This is a genomic window from Paenibacillus sp. FSL L8-0340 (genome assembly GCF_038593145.1).
In the GTDB taxonomy this organism is placed as follows: Bacteria; Bacillota; Bacilli; order Paenibacillales; family Paenibacillaceae; genus Paenibacillus_AQ.
This window is the reverse complement of sequence record NZ_CP151967.1, coordinates 7,116,380-7,142,564: the sequence shown is the minus strand read 5'-3', so window position 1 is coordinate 7,142,564 and position 26,185 is coordinate 7,116,380. Positions and strand designations below refer to the sequence as shown.

Annotated in this window: 23 protein-coding genes; 18 read left to right on the top strand and 5 right to left on the bottom strand. The window is 51.5% G+C overall.

All coding sequences use genetic code 11. From position 1 onward, the window contains the following. Positions 1–17 precede the first annotated feature (17 nt). The 7 genes from NST07_RS32680 to NST07_RS32650 all read left to right on the top strand — a co-directional run bounded on the left by NST07_RS32680 (position 18) and on the right by NST07_RS32650 (position 9,919). Positions 18–1,559, top strand: coding sequence for a hypothetical protein (locus tag NST07_RS32680; protein WP_342480788.1), 1,542 nt, complete (start codon positions 18–20; stop codon positions 1,557–1,559). Beyond that, on the top strand, positions 1,556–3,097 hold the full coding sequence (locus NST07_RS32675) for a hypothetical protein (RefSeq protein WP_342480787.1): 1,542 nt from the start codon (positions 1,556–1,558) through the stop codon (positions 3,095–3,097). The genes NST07_RS32680 and NST07_RS32675 overlap by 4 nt, the downstream gene beginning before the upstream one ends. A gap of 29 nt (positions 3,098–3,126) precedes the next feature. Further along, positions 3,127–4,377 (top strand): glycosyltransferase family 2 protein, encoded by a 1,251-nt coding sequence (locus tag NST07_RS32670; protein WP_341097089.1) that lies wholly within the window; start codon positions 3,127–3,129, stop codon positions 4,375–4,377. Positions 4,378–4,421: 44 nt separating this feature from the next. Continuing rightward, a complete protein-coding gene (locus tag NST07_RS32665; RefSeq protein WP_341097087.1) occupies positions 4,422–6,518 on the top strand; it encodes a cellulose biosynthesis cyclic di-GMP-binding regulatory protein BcsB in 2,097 nt (698 codons plus the stop codon). Then, entirely contained in the window at positions 6,508–7,362 is an 855-nt protein-coding gene (locus NST07_RS32660) for a diguanylate cyclase (protein WP_342480786.1), read from the top strand. The genes NST07_RS32665 and NST07_RS32660 overlap by 11 nt, the downstream gene beginning before the upstream one ends. Positions 7,363–7,605: 243 nt before the next feature. Then, positions 7,606–7,854: a type B 50S ribosomal protein L31 gene (locus NST07_RS32655; RefSeq protein ID WP_038597814.1), complete on the top strand. Its 249-nt coding sequence runs from the start codon at positions 7,606–7,608 to the stop codon at positions 7,852–7,854. A 490-nt stretch (positions 7,855–8,344) separates the two neighbouring features. Then, complete coding sequence (locus NST07_RS32650) at positions 8,345–9,919, top strand: diguanylate cyclase (protein WP_341380095.1); 1,575 nt, start codon at positions 8,345–8,347, stop codon at positions 9,917–9,919. 93 nt (positions 9,920–10,012) lie between these two features. Here NST07_RS32650 and NST07_RS32645 read toward each other — a convergent pair whose 3' ends face one another. After that, positions 10,013–11,050, bottom strand: a complete 1,038-nt coding sequence (locus NST07_RS32645; RefSeq protein WP_342480785.1) for a copper amine oxidase N-terminal domain-containing protein — start codon at positions 11,048–11,050, stop codon at positions 10,013–10,015. A gap of 249 nt (positions 11,051–11,299) precedes the next feature. Between NST07_RS32645 and NST07_RS32640 the strand changes: the two genes are divergently transcribed. The 9 genes from NST07_RS32640 to NST07_RS32600 all read left to right on the top strand — a co-directional run bounded on the left by NST07_RS32640 (position 11,300) and on the right by NST07_RS32600 (position 19,287). Continuing rightward, positions 11,300–12,013 (top strand): HAD family hydrolase, encoded by a 714-nt coding sequence (locus tag NST07_RS32640; protein ID WP_341097080.1) that lies wholly within the window; start codon positions 11,300–11,302, stop codon positions 12,011–12,013. A gap of 75 nt (positions 12,014–12,088) precedes the next feature. Beyond that, positions 12,089–12,367, top strand: coding sequence for a hypothetical protein (locus NST07_RS32635; RefSeq protein ID WP_341097078.1), 279 nt, complete (start codon positions 12,089–12,091; stop codon positions 12,365–12,367). A 263-nt stretch (positions 12,368–12,630) separates the two neighbouring features. Continuing rightward, positions 12,631–12,831, top strand: coding sequence for a cold-shock protein (locus tag NST07_RS32630; protein WP_036722718.1), 201 nt, complete (start codon positions 12,631–12,633; stop codon positions 12,829–12,831). A gap of 121 nt (positions 12,832–12,952) precedes the next feature. Continuing rightward, positions 12,953–13,183, top strand: a complete 231-nt coding sequence (locus tag NST07_RS32625) for a cold-shock protein (RefSeq protein WP_038597805.1) — start codon at positions 12,953–12,955, stop codon at positions 13,181–13,183. A 187-nt stretch (positions 13,184–13,370) separates the two neighbouring features. Further along, positions 13,371–15,167, top strand: a complete 1,797-nt coding sequence (locus tag NST07_RS32620; RefSeq protein WP_341097816.1) for a sensor histidine kinase — start codon at positions 13,371–13,373, stop codon at positions 15,165–15,167. Further along, positions 15,127–15,927, top strand: coding sequence for a response regulator (locus NST07_RS32615; RefSeq protein WP_341097076.1), 801 nt, complete (start codon positions 15,127–15,129; stop codon positions 15,925–15,927). Before NST07_RS32620 ends, NST07_RS32615 begins: the two co-directional genes overlap by 41 nt. Before the next feature lie 114 nt (positions 15,928–16,041). After that, the gene (locus tag NST07_RS32610) at positions 16,042–17,397 is read left to right on the top strand and encodes an extracellular solute-binding protein (protein ID WP_341097074.1); all 1,356 of its coding nucleotides are present in this window, start codon (positions 16,042–16,044) and stop codon (positions 17,395–17,397) included. A 92-nt stretch (positions 17,398–17,489) separates the two neighbouring features. Beyond that, complete coding sequence (locus tag NST07_RS32605) at positions 17,490–18,371, top strand: sugar ABC transporter permease (protein ID WP_341097072.1); 882 nt, start codon at positions 17,490–17,492, stop codon at positions 18,369–18,371. A 31-nt stretch (positions 18,372–18,402) separates the two neighbouring features. After that, positions 18,403–19,287, top strand: a complete 885-nt coding sequence (locus tag NST07_RS32600; RefSeq protein WP_341097070.1) for a carbohydrate ABC transporter permease — start codon at positions 18,403–18,405, stop codon at positions 19,285–19,287. On the opposite strand, the gene NST07_RS32595 is transcribed toward NST07_RS32600, so the two are convergent. Then, positions 19,277–19,882, bottom strand: coding sequence for a methyltransferase domain-containing protein (locus NST07_RS32595; protein ID WP_342480784.1), 606 nt, complete (start codon positions 19,880–19,882; stop codon positions 19,277–19,279). The genes NST07_RS32600 and NST07_RS32595 overlap by 11 nt on opposite strands. A 130-nt stretch (positions 19,883–20,012) precedes the next feature. Continuing rightward, complete coding sequence (locus NST07_RS32590) at positions 20,013–21,398, bottom strand: MATE family efflux transporter (protein ID WP_341097068.1); 1,386 nt, start codon at positions 21,396–21,398, stop codon at positions 20,013–20,015. A gap of 280 nt (positions 21,399–21,678) precedes the next feature. Between NST07_RS32590 and hxlA the strand changes: the two genes are divergently transcribed. Next, positions 21,679–22,311 (top strand): 3-hexulose-6-phosphate synthase, encoded by a 633-nt coding sequence (gene hxlA, locus NST07_RS32585; RefSeq protein WP_341097067.1) that lies wholly within the window; start codon positions 21,679–21,681, stop codon positions 22,309–22,311. A gap of 7 nt (positions 22,312–22,318) precedes the next feature. Continuing rightward, a complete protein-coding gene (hxlB, locus tag NST07_RS32580) occupies positions 22,319–22,876 on the top strand; it encodes a 6-phospho-3-hexuloisomerase (RefSeq protein WP_341380089.1) in 558 nt (185 codons plus the stop codon). A 78-nt stretch (positions 22,877–22,954) separates the two neighbouring features. Here hxlB and NST07_RS32575 read toward each other — a convergent pair whose 3' ends face one another. Together NST07_RS32575 and NST07_RS32570 are read right to left on the bottom strand one after the other, a co-directional pair. Continuing rightward, positions 22,955–23,275, bottom strand: coding sequence for a cupin domain-containing protein (locus NST07_RS32575; RefSeq protein ID WP_341097064.1), 321 nt, complete (start codon positions 23,273–23,275; stop codon positions 22,955–22,957). 82 nt (positions 23,276–23,357) lie between these two features. Continuing rightward, complete coding sequence (locus NST07_RS32570) at positions 23,358–26,003, bottom strand: heparinase II/III family protein (RefSeq protein ID WP_342480783.1); 2,646 nt, start codon at positions 26,001–26,003, stop codon at positions 23,358–23,360. Positions 26,004–26,185 lie beyond the last annotated feature (182 nt).

Below are 26,185 nucleotides of genomic sequence, written 5' to 3'. Positions count from 1 at the left end.
GCATGGATGACAACACAATGAAAATACCTTTGCGCAGAGGTTTAATCCCTGTTGATTTAACGGTAACCCCTGCTTTGACAGCGGCCATTGGCGTACTGATCATTACAGTTATCGCCTTGTTTACGGCTCCCTATGTGGGGATGGCCGATAACGGCGACTTTTTCCGCATCATTTACAGCAACGGCCTCTATTTCAACTTGCCGGATTATGACAGCCAGTATTTTGGCTATTTTGTTAAACAGTTCGGAATCTATCAATATTATAATGAGAACAGCTCTATGCTGGTCTCCTCCCAATCCCTCTTTATTAAGCTGGCGATCGGCGTCAATAAGCTGTTCTTCAGCAAAGAGGTCTTTGATATCCGCTTTCAGGCGGCCATTTATCTGGTTCTTTATGTCGCAGCTGTTTATCTGTTAATAGAAGCTGTTACTTGCCGCATGTCCCGCAGACGGGGGATGGTTACCGCGGTCATTGCGATTGTTATCTTCGGAGATACCGGCTATACGGCGTATTTCAATTCCTTCTTTGGCGAGAGCATTGTGATGATTACTATGCTGTTCATGTTCGCCTCATGGCTGCTTCTCTACCGCGGAAGATACAATGATTATGCCATGCTGGCGGTGTTTCTGATCAGTACGCTGATCCTGACGACCTCCAAGCAGCAGAATGCTCCGGTGGGCATGGTGATTTCCCTGTTCGCGCTTTCGCTTATCTGGATTCGCAGGGAACGTCTCTTCCGCTGGCTTACTATTGCTGCTGCGGCACTGATGATGATCACGGGTGTGGCAACCTATTTGAACATCTCCAAGGAGTTCGTGAATATTAACCAATATCATGCGATGACCCGCGGGGTGATGATGCAATCCGACAATCCGGAAACGGCGCTGAAATCCTTCGGTATCAACGAGCAATACGCGATTCTGAGGGAAAATACGTATTACGACCAATACGGCACAGTTGATGTGAAATCGGACATTCTGGAGAAGGACTTCTACAGCCAGTACGGCTTTGTCTCGGTCCTGAAATATTATCTGGCCAATCCTGCCCAGATGGGCTCTATACTGGATACTGCCGCGAAAAGTGCCTATACCATCAAGCCTGCGGCGATGGGCAACTACGAGAAATCAGCAGGTAAGGAATTCCGCGCGCAAAGTCATTTCTTCACTCTTTACAGTATGCTTAAAGAAAAGCTGGCCCCGCGAACCTTCGCCTTTATCCTCTTATGGATGGCGGTTATTATAGGGATTTTTACGCCGTCCTTTGTGACGGCAGCGAAAGCCGGGAATTTCAGAGGCCTGCAGAGATTGCTGCTGATAATAGCGACGATGCTGGTGGGGCTGTCCGGTATCTTTGTATCTATTATCGGAGCGGGCGATGCCGACATTGCCAAGCATGAATTCCTGTTCACGTTGTCGTTTGACTTAGTGACCTTCTTTACCGTATCAAGTGTCATTGGACGGGGGCTCTTCTTGAAAAGGAAAATCTCAACCGCGACTCCCGCGAGCCCTGCCCTCCCTGCAGGCGAATATCCCGTAGCCGAAAAGGGCGTGAGTGCTTGAACCGCAAGAGAATCATAGGCTTGCTGCTGGTTATATTAGCACTGCTGCTTCCGGCTCCGGTTCCCGTACATTCCGCTCCCGCACAGCAGCAGACCCTGCTGCTGTTCGACAGCTTGGCGAAAGGAACGCCCCGGGAAGGCAATATCACGGAGCTTCAGCGGCTGCTGGCCGCCTACAGCACCAAAGTTACACTAATGAGCCTGGATGAATACGAGCAAGGCACCTTGGCATCGTACTCCAGCGTGATAACAGTCATAAACAGTGAAGATCTTGCCATTACGAATAAGGCGTACCTAGAGGACGCGGATAATTATCGGGGGGAAGTTCTGCATGTTGGCTACAACATCCCAGTCAAGATGAAGCAGTCGCTGCAGCTATCCACGGCTGTATTTCGCGGACAATACGCCAGCCTTTCTATTGGAGAGTTCTCCGGAGTCAGCCTGAATGTGCCAGACATGCCCTATATTGCGGCGAGCAAGGCAACGCACGCCTACGGAAGTTTTTCATTTCAGGGCGGCAGTCTGCAGGCGCCGTATGCCGTGAGCCGGGGACAATACACTTATGTACCCTATTTGGAGAAAGGGAATTTCAGCACTGTCGCAATGGCTTATGTACTGAAGGATTGGCTTCCGTCTTCTGCGGCACCTCAAACCTATCTGGTGCTGAAGGAGATTTACCCGTTCTCGGATTTTGAGCTGCTGGAGAAGACAGCAGACCGGCTCTATCAGAACGGAATTCCGTTCATTGCCAGTGTCCGGCCGGTGTTCGGCAACACCGGCTTCCCGGCGATGAAGCGTTATTTGGAGGCGCTGAGAATTGTGCAATCCCGCAACGGGAGCATTGTGGTGAACGCCCCTGCGGTAAGGCCGCCTATCAGCTTGAGTGACCGCTCGCTAAAGGGCAAGATGAACGGGTTCATCAATGTGCTGGTGGCGGGCGGTATAGCACCGCTGGGCATTGGAGCGGAAGGATACTGGATCTACGACAAAGAGTATGCGGGGGCAGGAATGGGCTTTTTCGACTCAGCTGTGCTGTATCCGGATGAAGAAGCCCGGTATATGGAGCAGACCGACACTTCGGCGGTTTTTGCCTCCAGCCTGTACAGTGTAACGCCGGAGTTCCTCCAGGGTTTGCGGCATACCGGAAAGGCTATGCCCCAGTTACCGCTGGATACTGCGGTTGTTGTCGATCTTCCGGAGGACGAAGAAGGACTGGAATCCATGCTGCGCTGGGTGGAACAGAGCTGGATCTCTTTTGCCGATTATAAGCAGGGAGCCCATAAGGTAGTTACCGATACGAACACTATTGCCTCTGCTGACGGGGTCATCAGAATGGGCGGCAAGGCACTTAATGTCGGGTATGCCCCGGAAGTGGTGGACAGCGATTACCAGTATCAGAAGGAGCAGGTCAAAAGCTTCACCCGGCTGTTCAGTGCGCAAAATCAGTTTTTTATTGTGGTCATCATCATCTCTCTGCTAGTGTTCGGCAGCCTGTTGATTATCGGTTACAGGATGTACCGGAGAAAATATTTGAAATAAAGAAAATTTATCAATAGTAGGAGAAGAATATGACGATATCGGATGTGCTGATGGTGATCGCGGTGATCTGTATCTGGTCGCTGCTGCTTGTGAATGTGGCTTTAATCATCGCGGGATATTTATATTACATCACAACGGAAAACGAAGATGTCCCCGAGATTAAGGGCGAGTATCCCTTTGTCAGCATCATGGTTCCCGCACACAATGAGGGAGTGGTCATCAGTAAGACCGTAGAGTCGCTCCTGGCCCTCGATTACCCGCATGACCGTTATGAGATTATTGTCATTAATGATAACTCCTCGGATAATAGTGCATTGCTGCTGGGTGGCATTCAGAAAAGACATCCGCAGCGCAATCTGATGATCATTAACACGGATGCGGTCACGGGCGGCAAAGGCAAATCCAATGCGCTAAATATAGGCTTTGCCCGCAGCAAGGGCGAATTGATCGCCATTTATGATGCTGACAATACACCGGAAAGAACGGCGCTGCGCTATCTGGTAGCGGAGATTATTAACGACTCCACACTTGGCGCGGTAATCGGAAAATTCAGAACCCGCAACCGTGATGCGAGCCTGCTCACCCGGTTTATTAATATTGAGACGTTGTCCTTTCAGTGGATGGCCCAGGCGGGACGGTGGAAGCTGTTCAAGCTTTGCACCATTCCCGGCACCAACTTTATTATGCGCAGGTCTATTGTGGAGAGCATCGGCGGCTGGGATGTCAAAGCAATCGCTGAGGATACCGAGATCAGCTTCCGGATTTACATGATGGGCTACCGGATCAAGTTTCAGCCGAAATCGGTGACCTGGGAGCAGGAGCCGCAGACGGTGAAGGTCTGGTTCAAGCAGCGGACACGCTGGGCGAAAGGCAATATCTATGTAATCGTCAAGAACATTCCGCTGCTCTTCAATAAGTCGGCTGCCAAAATACGCTTTGATATCCTGTATTACTTGTCGATCTACTTCCTGCTCCTGATCTCGCTTGTGACTTCGGATATCTTGTTAATTCTTCATGCGATGGGTTATGTCCATACTACGATTGCCGGACTCAGCAGCTTCTTGTGGCTGCTTGCCATCATCCTGTTTGTGGTCGGAATCTTCGTCACGCTGACGACGGAGAAGGGCGAGATGAGCCTGTCTAATCTATGGATCATTCTGCTGATGTATGTTTCATACTGCCAGCTCTGGATGGTTGTCGCCGCTTACGGTTTATACAACTATCTTAAGGACGTCATTTTCAAACGGGAAGCCAAATGGTACAAAACCGAACGCTATTAAAGCGGCCGGAGCAAGAGAAATAAGATGCACAGGAGATACGGAATATGATAAAAAAACAGATGTTGTTATGGGTGCTCTGCTTCTCCCTGCTCCTGATCCAGCTCCCTGCGGCTTCTGCCGCGCCGGCACTTCCCGGAGATGGCAGGCTGACTTATGAGACATCCTTTACCGCAACGGATACTGCCCTTTCGGGATCAAGCTCCATGCAGCAGAACTTCACAATAATGGATTATTGGAATGTTGATGAGCTTAAAATCAATCTGCATTTTCAAGTTTCGCAAATTACAGAGGAGCAGATTTCAAGTGTCACCCTGTCGCTTAACGGGAGTCCATTCTACTCGTTCAGGCCGTCACTGCAGAATAACGGGGAGCAGAGCTTAAGTGTTAGTGCACCTAAAGGGTTTCTGAGAGAAGGTAGCAATACGCTGAGCATTCAGGGGTATCTGCGGACCACGACAGCAGATGACCAAATATGTTATGTTGACAACAAGCAGGGCAGCTGGCTGCATCTGTTCAACACCTCCAGCATTGCAGTGATGTACACCCCGAAGGCACTAACCGGAGGCATTAGTGACTTCACGGAAAGGTTCTCCGGGATTGATACGTTAAACAGCAATAAGAGTCTTATTGCCATACCGGAGAATGCCAGCGGTTCTGAGCTGGAGTCTGCCACCTATGCTTTGTCGGGATTGGTAAAGGGGAACACGCTGGAAGACCGGACGATTCCGCTGCTGCCCTACCGGGAGGATACGATCAAGGACAAGAGCTTCGTGGTCGTGGTGGCGATGTATGACCATGTTCCCGCCGGACTGAAGAAGCTCTTAAGCTCCACTGAGGATCTTAGTACCCATGCCCTGGTTCAGCTGGTCCAGACGGATACCCGGCCAACGCTGGTAGTAACCTCGAAGGACGAAAGCCTGCTGATCAAAGCCGGACGGCTGCTCGCAAGCCAGGAGCTGCTCAGCCAGATCAGCAGTGAGGTGAAGGCAGTTGATGCTGCCACCGAAGTTGCCGATCCGGCCTATTCCATCAGTTCGAATGTAACCTTTGCCGAGACGGGCGACAAGCTGACCGGACCCAATCATCAGGAACGGACTTATTTTGTTTCCTTGCCCTCTAACCGTTCCATTGCCGATTCCGGTAAAATCAGTCTGGATTTCCGCTATGCCCAGAATCTTGATTTTGAGCGGTCCCTGGTTACAGTGAGCATTAATAATACGCCAATTGGCAGCAAGAAGCTGACGAAGGAGCTGGCTAACGGCGATACCCTGAATGTATCGGTGCCGCAAAGCCTGAATATTTCCGGAAACTTCTCTGTTACGGTCGCTTTTGATCTGGAAATGGCAAGTGCCGTCTGCACGCCGAATACGGAGCAAATGCCTTGGGCCTATATCGGCAAAGAGTCAGCGATGCATTTGAATACAAAAGACCGCACGGAACTGCTGTTCAATAACTATCCGTATCCATTCCTGCGCGATGAAATTTATAACCATGTTGCTGTTGTACTGCCTGCTGAGATGGATGATTACTCCTATCAAAGTCTGGGCAATGTCTTCAATCTGCTTGGGCGGTATGCTGGCGGCAATACAGGAGATATCCACTACTATACGGATGATGTAGGTGCGGATAATCTGAAGAATAACAATATCATTGCCATAGGGTCCTACAAGAATAATAAGGTAATCCGGGACAATAACGACAAGCTCTATTTCCGCTACAATACGGACGGTTCAACGCTCCTCTCGAATGAGAAGATGAGTATTGAAGAGAAGTATGGTGCGGAAATCGGAACCTTGCAGCTTGTCAATTCCCCGTATGAGAATGGACGCGGGCTGCTGGCAGTAACAGGGGTCAACCCGGAGGATTATTACTTGGCCTCCAAGCTGATTTCTACCGAGAAGGATAAGTGGAAGGTGTATGGCGACGGGGTCATCCTTGATAAGGACGGCAACGTCGGCGCTTACCGGTTCAAGACGATTACCGGTGCGGCCAAGGATTCGGTGTTAAAGCAAATTACAGCCCGCAGCGATGTGCTGGGCTTTGTGGTTGCAGTCGTACTTGTGGTCACATTGGTGCTTGTGGCGCTGCTTCTGCTGCTTCGCAAACATTTCAGGAAACGTGGTGATCAGCGTGAGACGTAACCGCAGCGGTCTGGTATCCGATCTGGGCTTTCTGGCCTTTCTGGTGCTGGTATTCATATGTATTGTATTTATCTCCGGTTCGCCGGATCACTATATCCAGAATATCATCATTCTGAATCTTGCGTTTCTGCTGGCGCTGGTCACCTATTTCACCACGGTAACCGCCGGGCTCACGCTGAATCTCGCCTTCATCTTCGGCTATGGGTTCTTTATCGTCTACCAGACGGTATCACAGGGGGAAACGATCGGTCTGGACACCTATTTCTGGCTGATCATGACACCGCTGCTTACCGTAGTGTTATGGGTCTTCACTACAAGCAGCCGCGAGCTGCAGGCAGAGAACGAGCGGCTGATGAAGAAAAGCGCCAATTTGGCCACGGTAGACGAGAATACCGATTTGCGGAACAGCGTATCTTTCCAGAAGGATGCCAGCCTCTTTACAGGCATAGCAACCCGATACAAGATCCCGCTTACGCTGCTTGTGATTAAGGTGAAATATTGGAGTGAGATCCGCCGGCTGATTCCGGATGACCAACTGTCCGAGGCTATCTATGATGTATCCCAGCTCAGCCAGTCCAGCATTCGTACCAATGATGCGCTGTATTTACTGGATAAGGACGATGCTACCTGGGGGCTGCTGCTGTTTACCGACCGGGAAGGCGCTAAGATTGTCATTGAACGGATCAAATTTAAGCTTCAGGAATTAAACGATACGGAGTTCTCTACCAAATACAAGGTAAATCTGGGACTGAAGATTGGTGCTGTGGAATATGAGGCCGAAACCATCGAGAATCCGTTTGATTTCATTGTTCAGGCCAAGAAGCAGCTCGAATATGATGTTTAATATGAAAATTCAGGACAAGCTAATAATATAGGAAGTTATCTATATAGACATTTACCGGAAGAGAATAGGAATAAAAACGGGACAAAGGTTGACTCCGGGATTGGGATCGCGTATGATGGAGTGGCGTAATTTGATCGTAGAAATTATGCATTTCCCTTCGTCTAAGTATCTTTGCTTAAATAGACCTAGAGATGGCTTCATGTTACCATAGAGCATTATTTACCCGGGAAGGAGGTTATTGCAATGAGAGAAGGCATACACCCGAAATACAACCAGGTTATCTTTCTGGATGCCAGCGTAGGCTTTAAATTCCTGAGCGCTTCTACTAAGTCATCCGGTGAAACAATGGAATGGGAAGATGGCAACACGTATCCGGTGATTCGTGTGGACGCAAGTTCCGCATCGCACCCGTTCTATACAGGTAAACAAAGAGATGCAGAAACTGGCGGCCGCGTGGACAAGTTCAAACAGCGTCTGGCACAGAAGAAATAACATTTTTCAGACAAACAGGGAGATTACGGAAGTCATGCAGATGGCGGACCGGGATCTCTTTTTTTTTGTCATTTATTGTTTGGCCGCCGCTGGGAGCGGGTAATAATAAGCAGGTGGGAAGTGGAAGGTATCAATTAACGGATGGAACGGCATGTGAATGTGTATTCCGAAAGGTAGTTGATTAACCCATGTACTATCTGAAAGGGAAGACCAAATCGAGATTGCGTCGATTGTTTTCTGGAACAGCACCCTAGCAATTGGAAACTGGCATAATTAAAAATTCGCTTCTCACCTTTTGAAGACTCTACGGGCTGCCCGTAGGGTCTTCCTGTATATTGGCCTGCCCTCTGCATAACCGGCACATTTGCCTATTGGACATTCAGTTTCCACAATCCCGAAAAGAAAGTAATTTTTTCAAGGAGTGATTCATTTGTGCGAAATAGTAGGATATAATAAGGCAAAGCTATCTCAAAATTAGGAGAAATATGACATGCCATGGATGCAGGGTTATCCGTATTATTTACTAATGGGCAGTGTTCTAAGTCTCTACATGGGCGTCAGTTCATATAAGCACCGCAACACACCTGGAAGACGCTATTTATGGATTTTAATGTTGCTTGTCAGCGCAATCTTCGCGGCTACGGCCGGAGAAATCCTCTCCCTTTCCTTTCAGGCCAAGCTGTTTTGGAAAAATGTTCAGCAGGCTCCGCTATTTTTGAGCACGATATTTACTTACGCGGCGATTAAAGAGTATGTGTCCCGTTCTTCGGAAGGGCTAAACCGGCGGCTTGCCTTCTTTTGCGTTCCGGTTGTGCTGGATGTTGTGCTGATTTTCACGGACTCCGCTCATCATCTGATGCGCAGTGAAGTTGGCATAACCACTGTAGCGGGGATAAGCGGAATAATGGTTGAACCGACGGTTCTGAGTATGATCCTCATAGCCTACGACCAGCTCTTTGGTATATATGCCGTCTATCTGCTGGCCCTATCTCTGCTGAATGCACCCAAGTATTTTTTTAAAAGAAATCTGCTCTTGCTGGCCGGACTTATAATTCCGGTAATTTCTGTTTTCTTCCTCCCGCTCCTCAAAATTTCGGTTACAGGCTTTACAGCATTTACATATCTGCCTCCGGTTCTGGCGGCGTACCTGTCCTTGTTCCGCGATCCTCGGCTTTCCCTATATCCGCTGGCCAAGAACAAGATCTTCGAGAATATGAAGGACGGCATCGTGCTGACGGACCGTTATGACAGCATTATCGACGTCAATAAAGTCGCAGAGACCATGTTATCGGCTTTGATTGGAGAGCAGACAAGCAGCTGGGAAGGCCGGAGCATCCATCATTTGCTGGAGCATTATGGTGACATCGCCAGTTACTACAGACAACGGGTTGAAGGGCAGTTCGAAGTCGAGGCCCCCGGCACCACGGATGTCTGTTACGGGGTGTCGCTAATTGCTTCAGGGCGCAGAGAGACGGGGCCTTCCGGCATGCTTATTGTGGTCAGCGATCTCAGTGAGAAGAAACGGTACGAGCGGGAGCTGCTCTATCAGGCAACGGTTGATGATCTGACCGGGCTGTACAACCGCAGGCATTTCATGCGCCTGGTGCAGAAGTACACGATTCGTGAGGGGGCAGGGATGGCCCTGCTGCTGTTCGACATAGATGATTTCAAATTAATCAATGATACATACGGGCATATAGCGGGTGATCAGGCTCTGGTCGATCTCTCCGGTAAAATACTTGCGGTGTACGAGGATAACGGCATTGCCGGCAGAGTGGGCGGTGAGGAGTTTGCCGTATGCTTTTTTACCGGCAGTGAGAGGGCAGCGCTGGCGGAAGCTGAGAACTTCCGTTCCATAATGAGCGAGCATATTGTTCAACTGGACGGCGGACACAGTATCCAGCTCACCGTAAGCATCGGGATTGCGTTTACAGAGCAAAGTGATATCGCCTTTGAGGACTTATACCGTGAGGCTGACGAGGCGTTGTATCTATCGAAGGCTGCCGGCAAGAATAGAGTGACGCTGGGCCGCAAGCCTGTAATCAGAGAGGCAATTAAGGGATAAGGTCTCTTAAGGAATATCTCAAAAGACCACGCTTTCTGCAAAGGCAGTCAGCGTGGTCTTCTGTATAAATTATCTTTGTGTCACTTTGCCCAATTATTCATGGACTGTCTCTACAACGACCTTCAGGGCTGTGCCGATCGGCGGCAGGCTTTTGGTCATTAAGGGGCTATAGAATCCGATAACCTTGGCACCTTGAACCAGTGTGCTTGCCTCTATAGCCTCGCCGCTTTCATTAACAAGCGCGGTATCTTCAGCCAGACGAAGCACGACCTCGCTAGGCGATTGCTCGCTAAGGGCAGTGCCTTTAATCCGGATGCTGAGTGAGCCGTCTTCAGCTTTGATTACTTTTTCCACAGTACCTTGCGTCGCCAGCGTAGTGCCTTGCTTTTTCGAGTCCTGTACAGTGATCTTGTAAGCAGGGGTTTGCGGCGGCAGACTCATGGTGGCGAATATGGCATGCTCTGCTTCCACGGTCATGCCGAGCTGAAGATCGGTAAATGCAAGCTTTGTGCCGTCAGCCATTTGGATAACGGTATCCTTGCCCACATTCAGCACAATACCTGCGGTGCCCGTACCTTTGATTTGTACAGACTGGAACTTACCGTCATTGCGGAGGGCAGTAATGACGCCACTCTCATTCTGATGTTCTACGGATGGAGTAATCACGATTTGTTTTCCCTCCACGGAGATGGTTTGGTGCAATACCTGCCTTACAAAGGAAGCTGGAACATACAGCTGGTTCCCTTTCATCTGCGGTGCTGTTCCGAGTGTTGTATACATTTTATTGATGGCATAGCGGTCTTCACCATTCTTCACGGCTGTAAAGATGTTGCCTTTATTCAGATCAACGGCTTTGGTCTCTGTATTCCATGTGACGGTAAACCCAAGCGCCGCAGCAACGGTGCGCAGGGGAACCAAGGGTTCTTTGGCACTGGAAGGCTGGAAGCCGGTATCAGAAAGGGTCGAACCGTTGATTTCAATAGTGAAAGTCTTAGCCGCCGTGCTGGCGGATGCCTGTGGCGTTTTGTTGTTTTTGATGGAGGTTATGGCTGGTCCGGCCGATACGACTCCTGCAGTAAGGGCCAATGACAATGTTAAAAGGGCAACGCTTGTTTTCAGTGACTTGTTCATGTGTGTAGTCTCCTTTAGTTGAGTAGTATGTCAGGTGTGCGTCATTTTCTTAACGGTGATCATTTTGATTTTGTTGCAATTTTTAAGAATTGAAATCTGAGAATGCTGTAGCCACGACCAATCCCAAAATAGAAGAATAGAAGAATTATAGGTTCGATTTATATAGTTATAGTAAACTAAAAATACGAATTCTATCCGGCATTCTAACTGCGGTAAGCCGGACACAAACGAAATAAAGGGGGCATTTTTATGTATCAAACCTATATTTTTGATCTGTACGGTACGCTGATTGATATTGAAACTGATGAAGAACGTCCCGAGGTATGGGAACGGCTGGCGCTCCACTTTAGCTACCACGGTATGAACATCACGGGAACAGAGCTGCAGGATAGGTTCCTGGCGGAGCGGGACATCCAGCTTGCTGCTGCTGCACAGAGCTGTGAGTTTCCCGATTTCGTTATGGAGGAAGTCTTCCGGGTGGTGGCACGGGATTTGGGCGGAAGTCCGAACGAGGATTGGCTGCATGAAACGGTAAGGTGGGTACGGACGTTATCTATGATCCATATCTCCCTGTACGACGGAGTGGCAGAAATTCTCCAGAGCTTAAGAGCCGGCGGCAAAAAAGTGTTCCTGCTGTCCAACGGACAGAAAACCTTCGTCGAGGCTGAACTGACTATGCTTGGCATCCTGCATTTGTTTGACGGGGTGGCTATCTCCTCGGAGGCGGGGGTGAGTAAGCCGGACCCGTTGTTTTACCGCTATTTGACGGACACCTATGGTGCGGACTTAAGCTCGGCGATTATGATTGGCAATGATCCGCGTACGGATATCGCCGGGGCTGCAGCAGTAGGGATTGACTCCTGTTATATTCAGACGGCATCGTCTCCCCGGGATGTTCCGGTGAAGAGCACCGTGCAGATCTGGGATGGAGATTTGCGCAAAATCCCCGGTTGGAGCCTGTAGCCGAAACGAAGCGCCGGCAGATTGACTTGTGCTACAATAATGGAGCATAAATGCCTGAGGAGCTGACTAACGATTATGAGCGATAAAGTAAATGAGCAGGAATTGTTGGATGTGCTGTCCGCCCAGACGAAGGTTGATCCGAAGCTGATCAAGCTGGTGCTGCAGCATGAGCAGAACTTTATCAACAATGCCAAAGCCAACAGCAAAGGCGAAGTTGATATAGACAACGATGATCTGGTTGATTATGTTACTGCCCAGCGTGATGTGAAGCTGGACGAACTGACAGTCGAGAATATTCTCGATGCAGAAATGGACTATCTGATGGACAAAGGGCTTGCAGGGTATATTGATTAGAAACCTTGCGGCTGGGAGCGGCTCATGGTTCACTCCGGTTGAATCATGGGCAGCTGCTCCAAAAAAAGTTTGCCGTTTTCTTTGCTTTCGGTAAATTAATGTGCTACAATGAAGTCAATCATAAATTTAACCCTTAATTCACATATTGTAAAAGGTTATCATTTGTGCGTATGAATCCTTTTCCAATGTGTGAATTTTTATTTGTTCGTACAATACGTAGGAATAAAAGGACATGTGTTAAATAAAATATTGGAGGTAATATTATGCAAACAGGTACAGTGAAATGGTTTAACGCAGACAAAGGTTTCGGTTTTATCGAGGTTGAAGGTGGAAGCGACGTATTCGTACACTTCTCCGCAATCACTGGTGAAGGTTTCAAATCTTTGGATGAAGGCCAACGCGTAGAGTTCAACGTAACTCAAGGCGCTCGTGGACCACAAGCCGAAAACGTTGTAAAACTGTAATTTCTTAAATCAAGGCTGTCCTTAACACAAGTTGAGGGCAGCCTTTTTTATTACGCATACCTGTCCTAACGTTCCTGAAAAGGTAATGAATCGTATGGATACGAACTAAGGAGGGGTACTTATGTATTTTCGTAAAAAAGCGCTGGAGGATCTTCCCCAGGAAGACACAGCCATTTGGTCCTGCACCAAAGAAGGCTGCACCGGTTGGATGCGCGATAATTTCGCCTTTCAATATGTGCCTACCTGCTGGCAATGCAATTCACCAATGACCCGAAGCATGAAGATCCTGCCTATGCTTGTCAACACGAATCATGAGATGAAGGAAATAAAGAAGGGAATTACAATTACGTAGTTTTCTCTTCCCGGTTGCTTTGACCGGTTTTCTTCTAACGTCGATACCCTTAAGCTCCCTTGAATCAGGGACTTGCTTAGGGGTTTTTTGTTGTCCTGGAGTGCCCCCAATGATAATAGGTCTTGACCAAGCGGCAGCACTTCTGGAGAATAGAGCTGGAAGCGCTGTCAGTGAAGGAGGGGCCGAAGTGTACGGAAGATTCAAAGAGCTGAATACGCTACGCAATCAAATCTTTATCGGATTTCTGCTTGTGATGCTGATCATTATTGTTGTTTCGGGAGCATTTGTGTATGACCGGGTCTCTTCGCTGCTGAAAAATAATTCCGAGCGGCATATCCAGCAGACTGCGGTTCAGGCCAACGGAAGACTGGACGCACTGATCGGCCAGATAGACAGTCTCACAGAGCAGGTGGCCAATCATCCGACGGTCCAGCAGCTGCTGCTGGAAGAGCTGAACGGGCAGAAAGTGTCTTTTAACCAGCGGCAATCTCTGCTGAAGATTGTATCCAGCTATCAGGCTTACATGCCCAGCGTAGGCTCCCTTGAGCTGTATACGGCTGATTACCGGCTGTTGTTCCCGATTAAAGACGGCAGCTTGAGCACAAGGATTAACGGCAGCTATATTAGCGAAGCCAATGTGCAAAAGGGCAGACTGGTCTGGATCGGTGTCGATCCGAATGATGACCAGAGTCTGCTGGCGATCCGCCAGGTCAGCCTGATGGACCGCTGGTTCTCACGGGGCGGCTATCTCATGGCGCGGATTCAGCGGAGCTACTTTCAGCTGAATGATCCGCTTTCCGGCAGCGACAGCGGCGAGTCGATACTGCTTGTCAGTGATGACGGCCAGCTGCTTGGCAGCAGCGAAGCACCGGTGGCTAATCTGCTGCCGCTGCTCCACAGCAAGGACCAGACCGTCAGCTTCCAGGACAAAGAATATGTGCAGGTCAAGCTGCGCTCGGACAAGACCAACTGGACACTGCTGGTGCTTACGCCTGTCAGTTATGTGACGAAGGGGATCTCTGTGCTGCGGACGGTGCTGCTGGTTTCCGGGGCGCTCGGAACGGTGCTGTTTTTGATTATGTCGTTTGTGCTGTCTACCATGATTACGCGGCCGATCATGCATCTGATCCGGGCGATGCGCAAATCGCGGCTCGGGGTGCTGACCCCCAATTTGCAGTCTGTATCTACGATGGAGCTTCGGGAGCTGAACAACACATACAATGGTATGATCACCAATATGAACGACTTAATCCGGGTAGTTTATGAAAAAGAAGTGCTGCAAAGCCGCACGGAGCTCAAAGCGCTGCAGGCGCAAATCAATCCCCATTTTCTGTTCAACACCTTGGAGGCGTTCAATTGGTCGCTGGAGGAGAAAGGGGAAGAGGAGCTGGCCGGACTGGTCGTAGTGATGTCGCGGCTGTTCCGTTATATCATCGGCAATCCGAACATGGATGAATGGGTAACACTTGGAGAAGAGGTGGAGCAGGTCCGGCGTTATTTGCAGATTATGGAGATGCGGATGGGCGAACGTCTGACCTGGAATGTCGAGCTGGCTCCGCAGGCGGCGGCTGTTCCGGTGCCGAAGCTGCTGATCCAGCCGATTGCAGAAAATGCGATTCTGCACGGAGTCGAGAGCCGTGTCGGCAGCGGGTTGGTCAGCGTTGTTGTCCAGCCGTCACTCCGGCAGGGCTGGACAACAATAACCGTAAGCGATAATGGTCCCGGAATGGATGCAGACACTTTGCAGGCGCTCTACAATTCGCTAGAGGGAGGACCTTCTATCTCTTCCAAGGGAAACGGTGTGGGCCTTGTAAATGTTCAGCGGCGGCTTAAGCTCTACTATGGCCGGGAAAATGCGGATCTTCAAGGAATGATGATTGACAGCAAACCGTCCCAAGGGACGGCCATTAGCTTTGAAATACCGAACAATGGGGGATATACCTATGAGCCTGGGCAACAAAATGATTCTGGTCGTGGACGATGAGCCGCGGACCCGGCAGGGTATTAAGCAGACGCTGGAAGTATGGGCAGCAGGGAGATATACCGTGGAAACCGCAGATAATGGGATTGAAGCCCGTGAACGGCTGCTGCGCGAGCGGGTCCATCTGCTGATAACCGATGTCCGGATGCCGGAGGTCAGCGGGCTGGATCTGATCCGCTCGCTGGAGGGGCAGGCGCGTAAGCCGGTGGTGATCGTCATTTCCGGCTATGCTGAATTTGAATATGTGCAGCAGGCACTGCAGCTGGGGGCAGTCAATTATCTGCTCAAGCCGCTGGACAAGGGTGAACTGCTGCAGGTGGTTGAAGCTGCCCTGAAGCGCGGGGAAGAGGAGCGGCGGCGTGAGAAGCTGGAGAAGCTGGTTGACCACAAGCTGCTGGAGATGGATCCGGAGCGTAGCGGCATGGGAGAGCCGGTGAAAGAAGCGCTTGTGTACGTGGAGCAGCATCTGCAAGAGCAGCTGAGTATGGCTGAGGTGGCCGGGCTGATCCACCTGAACGCGAGTTACTTCAGTGTGCTGTTCAAGGAACAGACGGGGGTTCCCTTCAGCGAATATGTGTCACGGCTGAGGGTTCAGCGGGCCAAGGAAATGCTGCTGCAGACGCGAATGTCCATCGGCGAGATCGGCGAGCGTGTAGGCTACCGCACGGACAAATATTTTATCAAGGTATTCAAATCACTTGAAGGGATGAGCCCAAGCCGCTACCGCCAGCAGATGGGGGACAAGCAGACGGAAATCCAATAAAAGTGGAAGTTTTACCAATGAGCGTGATCTTATAAACCTCCGGTTGCAATGTTAAAATTTGTCTGAGAGCGGTTACAGAATCCGCACACAACTGAAAAAATGGAGGTTATAGCAATGCCAAGGAACAAGTTGACTAAAGGCCTGCTTTTGACTTTTACGCTGGCGCTGATTCTCTCGGGCTGCGGAGGGACGAAGAATAATAACGCCGCGGGTGGCAGCGAGGCGGGAGCGGGGGACACAGAAGCGGCTACCGATGCTCCTGCGCAGAAAGTCACGATTAACATGATGCATTTATGGCCAGCAGGCAGCTCAGCCCAGCAGAATAAACTGGTCGGACAGATTATAGACGAATACCAGAAGGAACATCCGAACGTTACTATCAAGCAGGAGGTGCTGGAGAACGAGCAGTATAAGAATAAGCTCAAGGTGCTGTCCGCTTCCAATGAGCTTCCCGATGTCGGAATTACATGGGCGGCAGGCTTCATGGAGCCTTATGTAAAAGGCGGTTTGTTCGCTCCGCTGGATGATATCCTGGGCGGGGCACAGCTGAAGGATAAATTCGTCGCAGGGACTACGGAAGCTTATGCAGTGGACGGTAAAACCTACGCGCTGCCGATTGAGCTGAACATTTCACCGATTTACTACAACAAAGACATCTTCGCCAAACATAACCTGCAAGTACCGGCTACCTATGAGGAATTCAAGCAAGTTGTGAAAACGCTGTCCGATAATGGAGTGGCCCCGATTGCCCTCGGCAACAAAGACCGCTGGACCGGCTCGCTGTGGTATATGTATCTGGCCGACCGGATTGCCGGCAGTGACACGCTGAAGAAAGCTACGAACGGTACAGGCTCCTTCGATGATCCGGGCCTCATTCAGGCGGCGGCCGAAGTGCAGACTCTGGTTGACATGAATGCCTTCAACAAGGGCTTCAACGGCTTGTCCAACGATGAAGGCAAGTCCGAATTCATGAATGAAAAAGCGGCCATGTACCTGATGGGCACCTGGGAGCTTCCGAACTTTACGACGAACCCGGATATTCCGCAGGAATTCAAGGACAAGGTAGGCTTTTTCAAATTCCCGACCGTTGATGGCGGCAAGGGCAACATCAACAGCTGGGTGGGCGGTCCCGGTGTCGGCCTGTTCGTAGCCGAGTCCTCCAAGGTGAAGGAAGAGGCTAAAGCGTTTGTGGAGTACTTTGTCTCCAAGTGGGGTGAAGAGTCCGTAACCACTGCCGGCGTAATCCCGGCTACCAAGGTCGATACAGCGAACAGCAATTTGCCTCAGCTGTATGTAGACCTGCTGAATGAGCTGAACAATGCCAGCAGCATCACGCTGTTTGCCGATGTGCAAATGAAACCGGGCGCTGCACAAGTCCACCTGGATATGATTCAGGCGCTGTTCGGCAAGGCGGTAACCCCCGAACAATTCGCCGCCAAACATAAAGAAGCTGTAGAGAAAGGCAATTAAGAATAGAGTGTGAAGCGGAAGCCTCAGGTTGGCTGGGGGACTTCCGCCCCCTTTAATACGAGTATTTCAGGAAGGAAAGGAGGGATTGCACCATGGCGAAAGTGATGTCCAACAAGCTGGTGATCGCACTGTATGTGCTGCCTTCCCTGCTGCTCATCATGGGCATTATTTATATTCCGATTGTCCTGACCGGTTATTATGGACTGAACCAGTGGGACGGCATCGGCAAGATGGTATTCATCGGACTGGACAATTATAAGGAGCTGGTGCGGGACAACGCCTTCTGGCAAAGCGCTCTGCATTCCCTGCTGCTCGCTATGTTCTCGGGCATCAGCCTCATCGGTTATCTAGGGATTGCACTGGTCTTATCCGGCAAAATCAAGGGCGCAAATCTGCTGCGCAAGATTTACCTGATCCCCATGCTGCTGTCTTCCGTAGCCATCGCGCAGTTGTGGATGAAGATCTATCACCCCACCAATGGTGTGCTGAACAGCCTGCTGACTTCTCTCGGGGTCGACAATCCGCCGTCCTGGCTGGCTGAGCCCTCCATCGTGCTGATTGCTTTGTTTATCCCGATTATTTGGCAATATGCCGGTTTTTATATTCTGATTTATTATGCTGCCTTAAAGAACATTCCCGAATCGCTGATGGAAGCCGCGCGGATAGACGGGGCCAATCCTTGGCAGATCGCTACCCGGATCAAGCTGCCGCTGATCAGTGAGGTGATTAAGGTGACGGTGGTACTGTCGGTGGTGGGGTCGCTGAAATATTTTGATCTCATTTATGTCATGACTGACGGGGGGCCGAACGGGGCGAGTGAAGTTATGGCATCTTATATGTATCACAAGGCCTTCCGCAGCTTTGACTTCGGATATGGCAGCGCGGTCGGGTTCTTCCTGCTGCTCATCTGTCTGGTGGCCACTTATCTGATCCGTAAGGCGACTGCTTCGAAAGATACGATCCAGTATTCTTAAATATTGCCCGCCTTGAAAGGAGGAGCCTATCATGAGAACTCAAGCCGCTGCGGGCTACCCGCCGATTCGGCAGCGCAGCGGGGTGCCGCTCTTGCACAGAACCGGTTATGGTGTCATGTACCTCGCCCTAATCGCCGTTGCTGTGATCCAGGTGCTGCCGCTAGTCTGGCTGCTCATCTTCTCGCTGAAGAACAATCAGGAAGTATTCAACATGGCTCCATTCGCCATTCCGGCGCATCCGCACTGGAGCAATTATGAAAATGTATGGGTCAACGGAAATATAGGACAGTATTTTCTGAACAGTGTCTGGATTACGGCGGTTGCACTGGTGCTTACGGTGCTGCTGGCCAGCTTCGTCACCTTTGCCGTGACCCGCATGCTCTGGAAGGGCAGATCACTGGTGCTGGGCCTGTTTATGGTCGGGCTGATGATCCCTGTCCATTCCACATTGATTCCGCTGTTCAGTATGTTTCTGAAGCTGCATTTAACGGATAATCCGCTGTCGATCATTCTGTCGTATGTGGCGTTCAACCTGCCCACAACGATTATGATTCTGCTTGGCTTCTACTATGCGCTGCCGAAGGAAGTGGAGGAGGCGGCAATTATTGACGGCTGCTCGGTGAACAGAATGTTCTTCAAGATTGTGCTGCCGATGACTTCGTCCGTGCTGGCGACAACAGCCATTATCAATATGATCTACAACTGGAACGAGTTTATCTTCGTGAACACATTCATCAGCTCCGACAAATACAAGACGCTAACTGTCGGGGTCCAGAATTTTATCGGCCAGTATACTACAGACTGGGGGGCGATCGGTGCCACGCTGATGATCAGCATTCTGCCGATTCTGCTGGTGTTCCTGATTATGAGTGAACGGATTGTCGAGGGCATTGCCGCCGGTTCTGTTAAAGGCTGACGCGTGAGCAGGAGAAGCAGTATAATTCTTCATCCTCAATCGTAATCCCGTCAAAACCATGCTGGACAGCCAGCTCTATCAGTTCTTGATCCGGAGGAATCGGTTCACGCATGCTGCTGTAGCCAATCCGCGCATGATGCTCTTTAAGTCCCTGCCTGGTCCTGGAATGGGCAATCATAAATGTGCCGCCGGGATTCAGGCTCCGCTCCGCGTTGGCGAACAGCATTTCCAGATTTACAAAATGGGGAATGCTGTTATAGATCAGCACGTAATCAAAGCCGGATTCGCAAGTGAAGGGATCTTCGAAGTCAACACACTGCGTTTCTGCTTCAGGATAGCCTTCCCGCAGCGCTTCGAGCATCGCGCTTGAGATGTCGAGGGCCAGATAGCGGCTTGGGCGGATGCCAAGCTTATGCAGCGCAGCGGGTATGACACCGGTGCCGGAAGCTACGTCCAGCAGGCTCTGCCCTGCTTTTATGCCCAGAGCTTGGAGAACCTTCTGGGCCAGTGCAACGGCTTCCTCGCTGTTGTTCCATCCGGCGGCCAGGGCATTGAAATGTTCAATTTCACTTTCTTTCGGTGAATGTGTGGTCATATGCGGCCTCGTCTCCTGTTATGTATTTTTATGGAGTTCATTATAAATGAAAAAAGGCGGCTCGTCAGGTCGAAAAGACCTTGGCGAACCGCCTTCTTTAAAATATAAGCCGTTTCATCTTGCGGAATGCTTAATGTGCTGCAGCAGGGGAGGGGCTAACCGGTGTCTCTGCATCATGCTGGATCAGCCCGTGTTTCTCCCAGGCTCTGCTCTTCCAGCGGAAATACATAATCACTGCTCTTACCCATTCGTCAAAAGCGGTGGCCAGCCATACCCCGGCCAGGCCGAGGTCAAGCGTGAACACCAGAAAATAGCCAAGCGGCAGACTCATGCAGACCATGGAGATCAGCCCCATATAAACAGGGAACTTGGCATCGCCCGAGGCCCGCAGAGAGTTGATGATCACCAGGTTGCAGGTGCGTCCCGTCTCCAGGAAGAAGCTGAGCAGGATGACCTGGGCGCCCATCCGGACGATGCTCTCATTGTCGGTGAACAGTCCGAACAGCGGTACACGGAAGGCGATAACAATGACATCCATAATTACAGTGACAAGCAGAGCCCACTTCACACTGGAGAATACCCGCGTATAGGCTTCCTCGGGACGTTTTGCACCGACCAAATGTCCAACAATGATCGAGGTGCCCATGGATACTGCGACGCTGAACAAGAAAATATAACTCGAGATATTCAGCGCGTATTGGCGCGTGGCCATCGCTTCAGCGCCCAAATACGTAATATACAGCGTAAATACCAGCTGGCAGGATTGATAGGTAATGGATTCAAAAGCAGACGGAATGCCGATTTTGAGAATCTGCAGCACATATTTTTTGGAGAGGTGGATGTAGTAGGTCCATTTGACCCTTACCTCCATGATCCGGTATAGCAGCAGGAAGAACAGTACCAGCGTGATCAGCCGGCTCAGCACTGTGGAAATGGCCGCACCCTGTACTCCCATTGCAGGCAAGCCGAAATGCCCGAAGATCAGAATGTAGTTGCCGGCCACATGAATGATATTCATGAGCAGGGAGACCATCATCGTCTGCTTCGTGAAGCCGTGCGTGCGGATCGTAGTCGCCAGGGCGTTAAGCAGCGCCTGCAGAAAAATACCGCCTCCGACAATGTTCATATACATTCTGGCATAGACGAGGATATCGCCCTGCACATTCAGCGCAGCCAGCAGGCTTCCGCCGAACAGCAGCAGAACCGCGCTTAGAATGAGGCCTACGGCCAGGTTGAGCGTAATGGCATTTCCGGTTACATTAGCCGCTTCCTGCGGTTTCTTCGAACCGAGATATTGGGAGACGACGATAGCTGCGCCGTTTCCGATTACACTGAGTACTAGAATGGCTATAGCTATAATCTGATTCGCTGCACCCACACCCGATACGGCATCGTCCGATACCGAACTGATCATAAACGTATCGACGCTGCCCATAAGCATGAACAGGAACAGCTCCAGGAAGATCGGCCAGGTTAGCTTAATCAAGTTGAACTCTTGATGTTTTACTTGCTCCATAATACACCTTCTTATTATTATTGCCCGTACTAATGTAAATGCTTTAGTCCCAAACAAAATGTATGTTAGCACAGCTTTTATGAAAATGCAGTATTTTTACGGAAATAATGAAAAATTGGATGGATTTCTTTCAAGATTGGCATCATTTAAGCCTCTGCGCAGCACAATAGTATCCTCCAGGTGACTACATCACAATAAAGTGCCTACTTCCCTTTTGGACTGCATGAACTTACACTTAGTGCAACACTTACAAAAATACACTAAAGAGGAGATTTATCATATGAAGCTGCAATTAGCACTAGATCTTGTGGATATCGCCGGAGCCAAGGAAATTGTCTCGGAGGTGGCTGAATTTATTGATGTTGTGGAAATCGGCACACCGATTGTTATTAATGAAGGATTGCACGCGGTGAAGGCCATTAAAGAAGCTTTCCCGGCGCTGACCGTACTGGCTGATCTGAAAATTATGGATGCAGGCGGTTATGAAGTGATGAAGGCCGTGGAGGCGGGTGCGGATATCGTTACCGTGCTGGGCGTTTCCGATGATTCGACGATTAAAGGTGCTGTTGAGGAAGCCAAGAAGACGAATAAAGAGATTCTGGTTGACCTGATCAACGTCAAGGATATTAAGGCAAGAGCTGCTGAAGTGGACGCACTGGGTGTGGATTATGTGTGTGTACACTCCGGTTATGATCATCAGGCCGAAGGCAAAAATTCCTTCGCCGATCTCCATGCGATCAAAAGCGTAGTGAAGCGGGCCAAAACTGCGATTGCCGGGGGGATTAAGCTGAGCACACTGCCGGAAGTCATTGCAGCTGGACCTGACCTCGTCATCGTTGGCGGCGGCATCACCGGTGAAAGTGACCCGAAGGCAGCGGCGGCAGAAATGAAACGCCTTGTGAGCCAGGCCTAAGGTTCGTATGGATACCGTTAGATACGCACAGGAAATAGTGAAGGAGCTGCAGCGCTCGGCAGCGCAGCTTGATGCAGCAGAAGCTGAGGGATTTGCAGCGCTGCTGCTGCGCTCCGGCAAGGTGTTCGTCGCCGGGGCAGGCCGGTCGGGGCTGATGGGCCGGGCCTTTGCTATGCGGCTGATGCATGCCGGCAAAGAGGCCTATGTAGTCGGCGAGACTGTGACGCCGGGAATCGAAGCGGGCGATGTTCTGGTGCTTGGTTCTGGATCGGGTGAAACGAAGAGTCTGCTCGCGATGGCGGAGAAAGCCAAAGCGCTTGGCGCGGCGGTTGCCGCTGTGACCATTGCGCCGGAGTCGACGATCGGCAGATTGGCTGATTATACAGTGAAGCTGCCGGGCTCTCCGAAAGAACAGAACGGCGGAGAGCGCGCCACCATTCAGCCTATGGCCTCCTTGTTTGAACAGACCTTGCTCGTCTTCTATGATGCGGTGATTTTGCGGATGATGGAGCAGACCGGCCAGACCACTACGCAGATGTTCGGCAAGCATGCCAACTTGGAATAAAACAAACCACGCCTGTCCGGCTGCCCGGACAGGCGTGGTTTGTTTAGGTGTATTTTGCTGCTGATCCTATAGATTAGCCTAGCGCTTAAGCAGATCCTCACGGATAGGAGTGAAGACATCGAGCAGCGCTGAATCTGCCTCCAGTGCAGTCACGCCATGCTTGGCATTGGAAGGAATAGCAATGCTCTGGCCTGCTCCTATAGCATATTCCTTGCCATCAATGCGGAACACAAAGCTTCCACGCAGACAGTAGCTCATCTGCTCATGCGGATGGCTGTGCTCATAGCCCTCGGCTCCCTTCTCGAAATGAACCTCCATCATCATCAGACTGGCTGCCGCATTCAGGATGCAGCGTTTGACGCCCGGCTCCGCCGGTTCCCATACTCCAAGATTGCTCATGTTTATTTCCTCCTTAGGTTAGTTGAATCTGCAATACAGTTGCCGCCTGACAAGTCTGAACGTGAAGATGAATAGATAGGGGTCAGACTCGTTCAAATCCTTTTGGAACGGCAATCTGAATTGTCCCAGGCTCAAGGCTAAGAATGTCCGCTTCCGAGTCCTCGAGAACTGTCAGCCCAGCCTGCGAATTCCGGGCTTCCGCAGCTTGGGCCGCTGTGTATTCAGCCTCTGCCCCTCCAGCCAAAGCTGTTTCTGCTGGGCCGAGCAGCCTGAGCGGAACGCCGCCGGGAACGCGGATGCGGCGGGTCATTGTGGAGCCGTTGATGGCAGCGACACACCAAACGCCGTCTGCGCGGGCGATCTTATACAAGCGGACGCCTTCCCCGGCTTCTTCGCACTCCAACGGCTCCAGCCGGAGTGCGGGAGCCGCTGCTGCCCGGGGATGCAGCAGCACCACGTAGTCCTCACCAGCGTTGCCGTGCACACGGAAATGCTGCTGTGCGGCGAGCGGGTACGCTCCGCCTACGGCACCCTCTCCGGTCGTAATGACCGGGAGGGCAGGCTCGGCGATATGCGCGCTCAGCCGCATGCCGCCTAAGCCTACAGCGTCAATGGCCTGCTCCGTGACTTCGGCCTCCGTACTCAGCGTATGCAGATTCCAGACACTGTCTGCCCCGCCCTCAATCCGGTCCCAGACCAGATAAGCGTCAAAACCCGCTTTGATGAACAAGAAATGCCGCTCATGTTCTCCGGCCCGCGCATCGGGAATGAGGCTTTTTGCATAATCCAGCTCCTCCGAGAAGCGGACCTCCCGGCAGACGCTTTGCAGCGGACCGTCCAGAAGATTTCCCGTTTCACCGGCGAACTGGACGACGTTATGCGCGGCTCCCGACACATACCAGTGCCGGTCCCCGTTGTAATAGCCGCCGGTTCCGGCATCCAGCGTCAGGGGAACCCCGTCTGCCCAGATGGAGAAGTGGCCTTCATCATGATGGGCGTGATAGGTCAGCGGTGAAGCCTCGTAAATGGCGTAATGCTGCAGGTTCTGCTCTCCGCCGCGGAAGATGACATAACCGATGCCTGGATAATGTACGGAGCGGAGAGCAGGTGCCTGCTCTGGAAGATCCGGCTGCGGATACAGCAGTGCGGCCAGCGGCAGCGGGAAGGCTCCGGTATCCTGGACAGGCGCGCCGCCGTGCTTCCAGGTCCAGACCATTTCCGCTGCCAGCTGCGGATCTTCCTCTGCATAGAATCGGGCCGCGTAGCCGAGCAGGCGGAACCATTGTTCCTGCACATTGGCATCGCCGACTGCCGGAGTAAGCAGAACGGGCGCACCGGAAGGGCCGTCTTGAATAATGTCCTCCGCTGTCACGATGCCTATCAGGAAGCGGTACATCGCCTTTACCTTGGGATGCCGGAAATAATCAATTCCCTTTAGGCGCTTCAGCAGGGCAAAGAAAAGGAAATAACGGTGCAGTACGGCGCCGTGATAGCGCACATTCTCCGGCCATGCGCCCTCCGCATCAACCACTTCCGCGAGCTGCCAGTCGATCACGGAGCGGGCATGCTCCAGGTATGCTCCGCTTTCGGCTTCCTGCGGGAAGAGGAGCGCATAGACCCCGAGCCCGGTTGCACGGTCGGCATTCCAGTTGCTGCGCTTGCCGCCTTTCTCGTCCGGGAAGGTCGTAAGGTCGAACCGGTAGTAGGCGGTGTCCATCATCATAGCCGCGATATAGCGGAAATCGGCGAGCAGTGCCGCCGTTTCCCCGGCAGCGAGTACTCCGCTGCCTGCAATCTGGTCATAGATGACCGAGGCGGCGGCCAGTCCCCGGCCGATATGCACAGCGCCGTAGGTGTCGTCGTCATGCCAGCCGTCCCGGCGGAAAATATCCATGCCGAGCCGCATATCGGCAAGCATGTATTGCAGCTTGCGCTTAGCCAGCCCGGCATACCGCTCTTCACCCGAGACCATATACAAGTTGGCATCCGCACCGGCAGCCTCCAGCAGATACGCCCAGTTGGTCAGCGTGGGCCGGTTGAAGAGCGGGGACAGCCGCTCAAGTCCAAGAGGTTGTCCTGCGGTATCCAGAAAAGTAACCCCGGTGCATATTCCGCCGTTCACAAGAGGGGCTTCTAGGCTGAGCTCTGTCTGGATACCGTAATAATCGCCTGCGCATACAAGCAGGAGCTCCTCATAACGTAGAACCGTCCACTCTGCCTCCGCTGTATTGCTGATTCGTACACTCCGCACATGGTCCTCCGGCGCACTGCCAGCCGGAGTTACGCCGGAAGGCTGCAGGCCGCTTCCGCTGCCGGACAGTTGCTCCAGCACAATGGTACTGCCGCTTCCGGGCATTTGGGTCCAGCCGTTCAGTGCCTCCCCGAAGCTGCCGTTTATCAGTGCCACCGGCAGCCCAAGCTGGGAATGTGTCAGGCGCACGCCGCAGATACGGGCAACGCCCTGTCCCCGTACCTGTACAGCCAGCTTCAGGAAGGCGGCCCCGGCGGGAACTTTGAAGACGAAGGGTTCCACCCGGAATATACCGAGGCCGCTAAGCGGAACGGCTGCCTCGCGGGCGGCAAATTGTCCGGACAGCTGCTGCTGTCTTGCGTATTCCTGCGCAATTGCGGGGATCTGTTCAATTCTGCTGCGGATTTCCCCCAGTTGTTCCCGGTCATAGCAGCCGAAGGGGCGGGCTTCGGCTGCGTCTTTATATGCTGAATTCATTGGTAGAATCAAACCTCCCTGTGAAGTTGTAATCCTGTTCTGTTATTTACTTTCTTCTTTAAGTATAGCTGTCCCGGGATGAAATCAGGGATGGATAAAAACAGGAAGCAGAGGGGACAAAGCGACTGAAAACTGCCCCGCAAAGTGAGGTCTTGATCTCGGAGCTTATTCTAAATGAAAAA

Coding starts and splice junctions, on each gene's coding strand:
- NST07_RS32680 (WP_342480788.1), top strand. CDS start 18: ATGAAAATACCTTTGCGCAGAGGTTTAATCCCTGTTGATTTAACGGTA.
- NST07_RS32670 (WP_341097089.1), top strand. CDS start 3,127: ATGACGATATCGGATGTGCTGATGGTGATCGCGGTGATCTGTATCTGG.
- NST07_RS32665 (WP_341097087.1), top strand. CDS start 4,422: ATGATAAAAAAACAGATGTTGTTATGGGTGCTCTGCTTCTCCCTGCTC.
- NST07_RS32655 (WP_038597814.1), top strand. CDS start 7,606: ATGAGAGAAGGCATACACCCGAAATACAACCAGGTTATCTTTCTGGAT.
- NST07_RS32650 (WP_341380095.1), top strand. CDS start 8,345: ATGCCATGGATGCAGGGTTATCCGTATTATTTACTAATGGGCAGTGTT.
- NST07_RS32645 (WP_342480785.1), bottom strand. CDS start 11,050: ATGAACAAGTCACTGAAAACAAGCGTTGCCCTTTTAACATTGTCATTG.
- NST07_RS32640 (WP_341097080.1), top strand. CDS start 11,300: ATGTATCAAACCTATATTTTTGATCTGTACGGTACGCTGATTGATATT.
- NST07_RS32635 (WP_341097078.1), top strand. CDS start 12,089: ATGAGCGATAAAGTAAATGAGCAGGAATTGTTGGATGTGCTGTCCGCC.
- NST07_RS32630 (WP_036722718.1), top strand. CDS start 12,631: ATGCAAACAGGTACAGTGAAATGGTTTAACGCAGACAAAGGTTTCGGT.
- NST07_RS32625 (WP_038597805.1), top strand. CDS start 12,953: ATGTATTTTCGTAAAAAAGCGCTGGAGGATCTTCCCCAGGAAGACACA.
- NST07_RS32615 (WP_341097076.1), top strand. CDS start 15,127: ATGAGCCTGGGCAACAAAATGATTCTGGTCGTGGACGATGAGCCGCGG.
- NST07_RS32610 (WP_341097074.1), top strand. CDS start 16,042: ATGCCAAGGAACAAGTTGACTAAAGGCCTGCTTTTGACTTTTACGCTG.
- NST07_RS32605 (WP_341097072.1), top strand. CDS start 17,490: ATGGCGAAAGTGATGTCCAACAAGCTGGTGATCGCACTGTATGTGCTG.
- NST07_RS32600 (WP_341097070.1), top strand. CDS start 18,403: ATGAGAACTCAAGCCGCTGCGGGCTACCCGCCGATTCGGCAGCGCAGC.
- NST07_RS32595 (WP_342480784.1), bottom strand. CDS start 19,882: ATGACCACACATTCACCGAAAGAAAGTGAAATTGAACATTTCAATGCC.
- NST07_RS32590 (WP_341097068.1), bottom strand. CDS start 21,398: ATGGAGCAAGTAAAACATCAAGAGTTCAACTTGATTAAGCTAACCTGG.
- hxlA (WP_341097067.1), top strand. CDS start 21,679: ATGAAGCTGCAATTAGCACTAGATCTTGTGGATATCGCCGGAGCCAAG.
- hxlB (WP_341380089.1), top strand. CDS start 22,319: ATGGATACCGTTAGATACGCACAGGAAATAGTGAAGGAGCTGCAGCGC.
- NST07_RS32575 (WP_341097064.1), bottom strand. CDS start 23,275: ATGAGCAATCTTGGAGTATGGGAACCGGCGGAGCCGGGCGTCAAACGC.
- NST07_RS32570 (WP_342480783.1), bottom strand. CDS start 26,003: ATGAATTCAGCATATAAAGACGCAGCCGAAGCCCGCCCCTTCGGCTGC.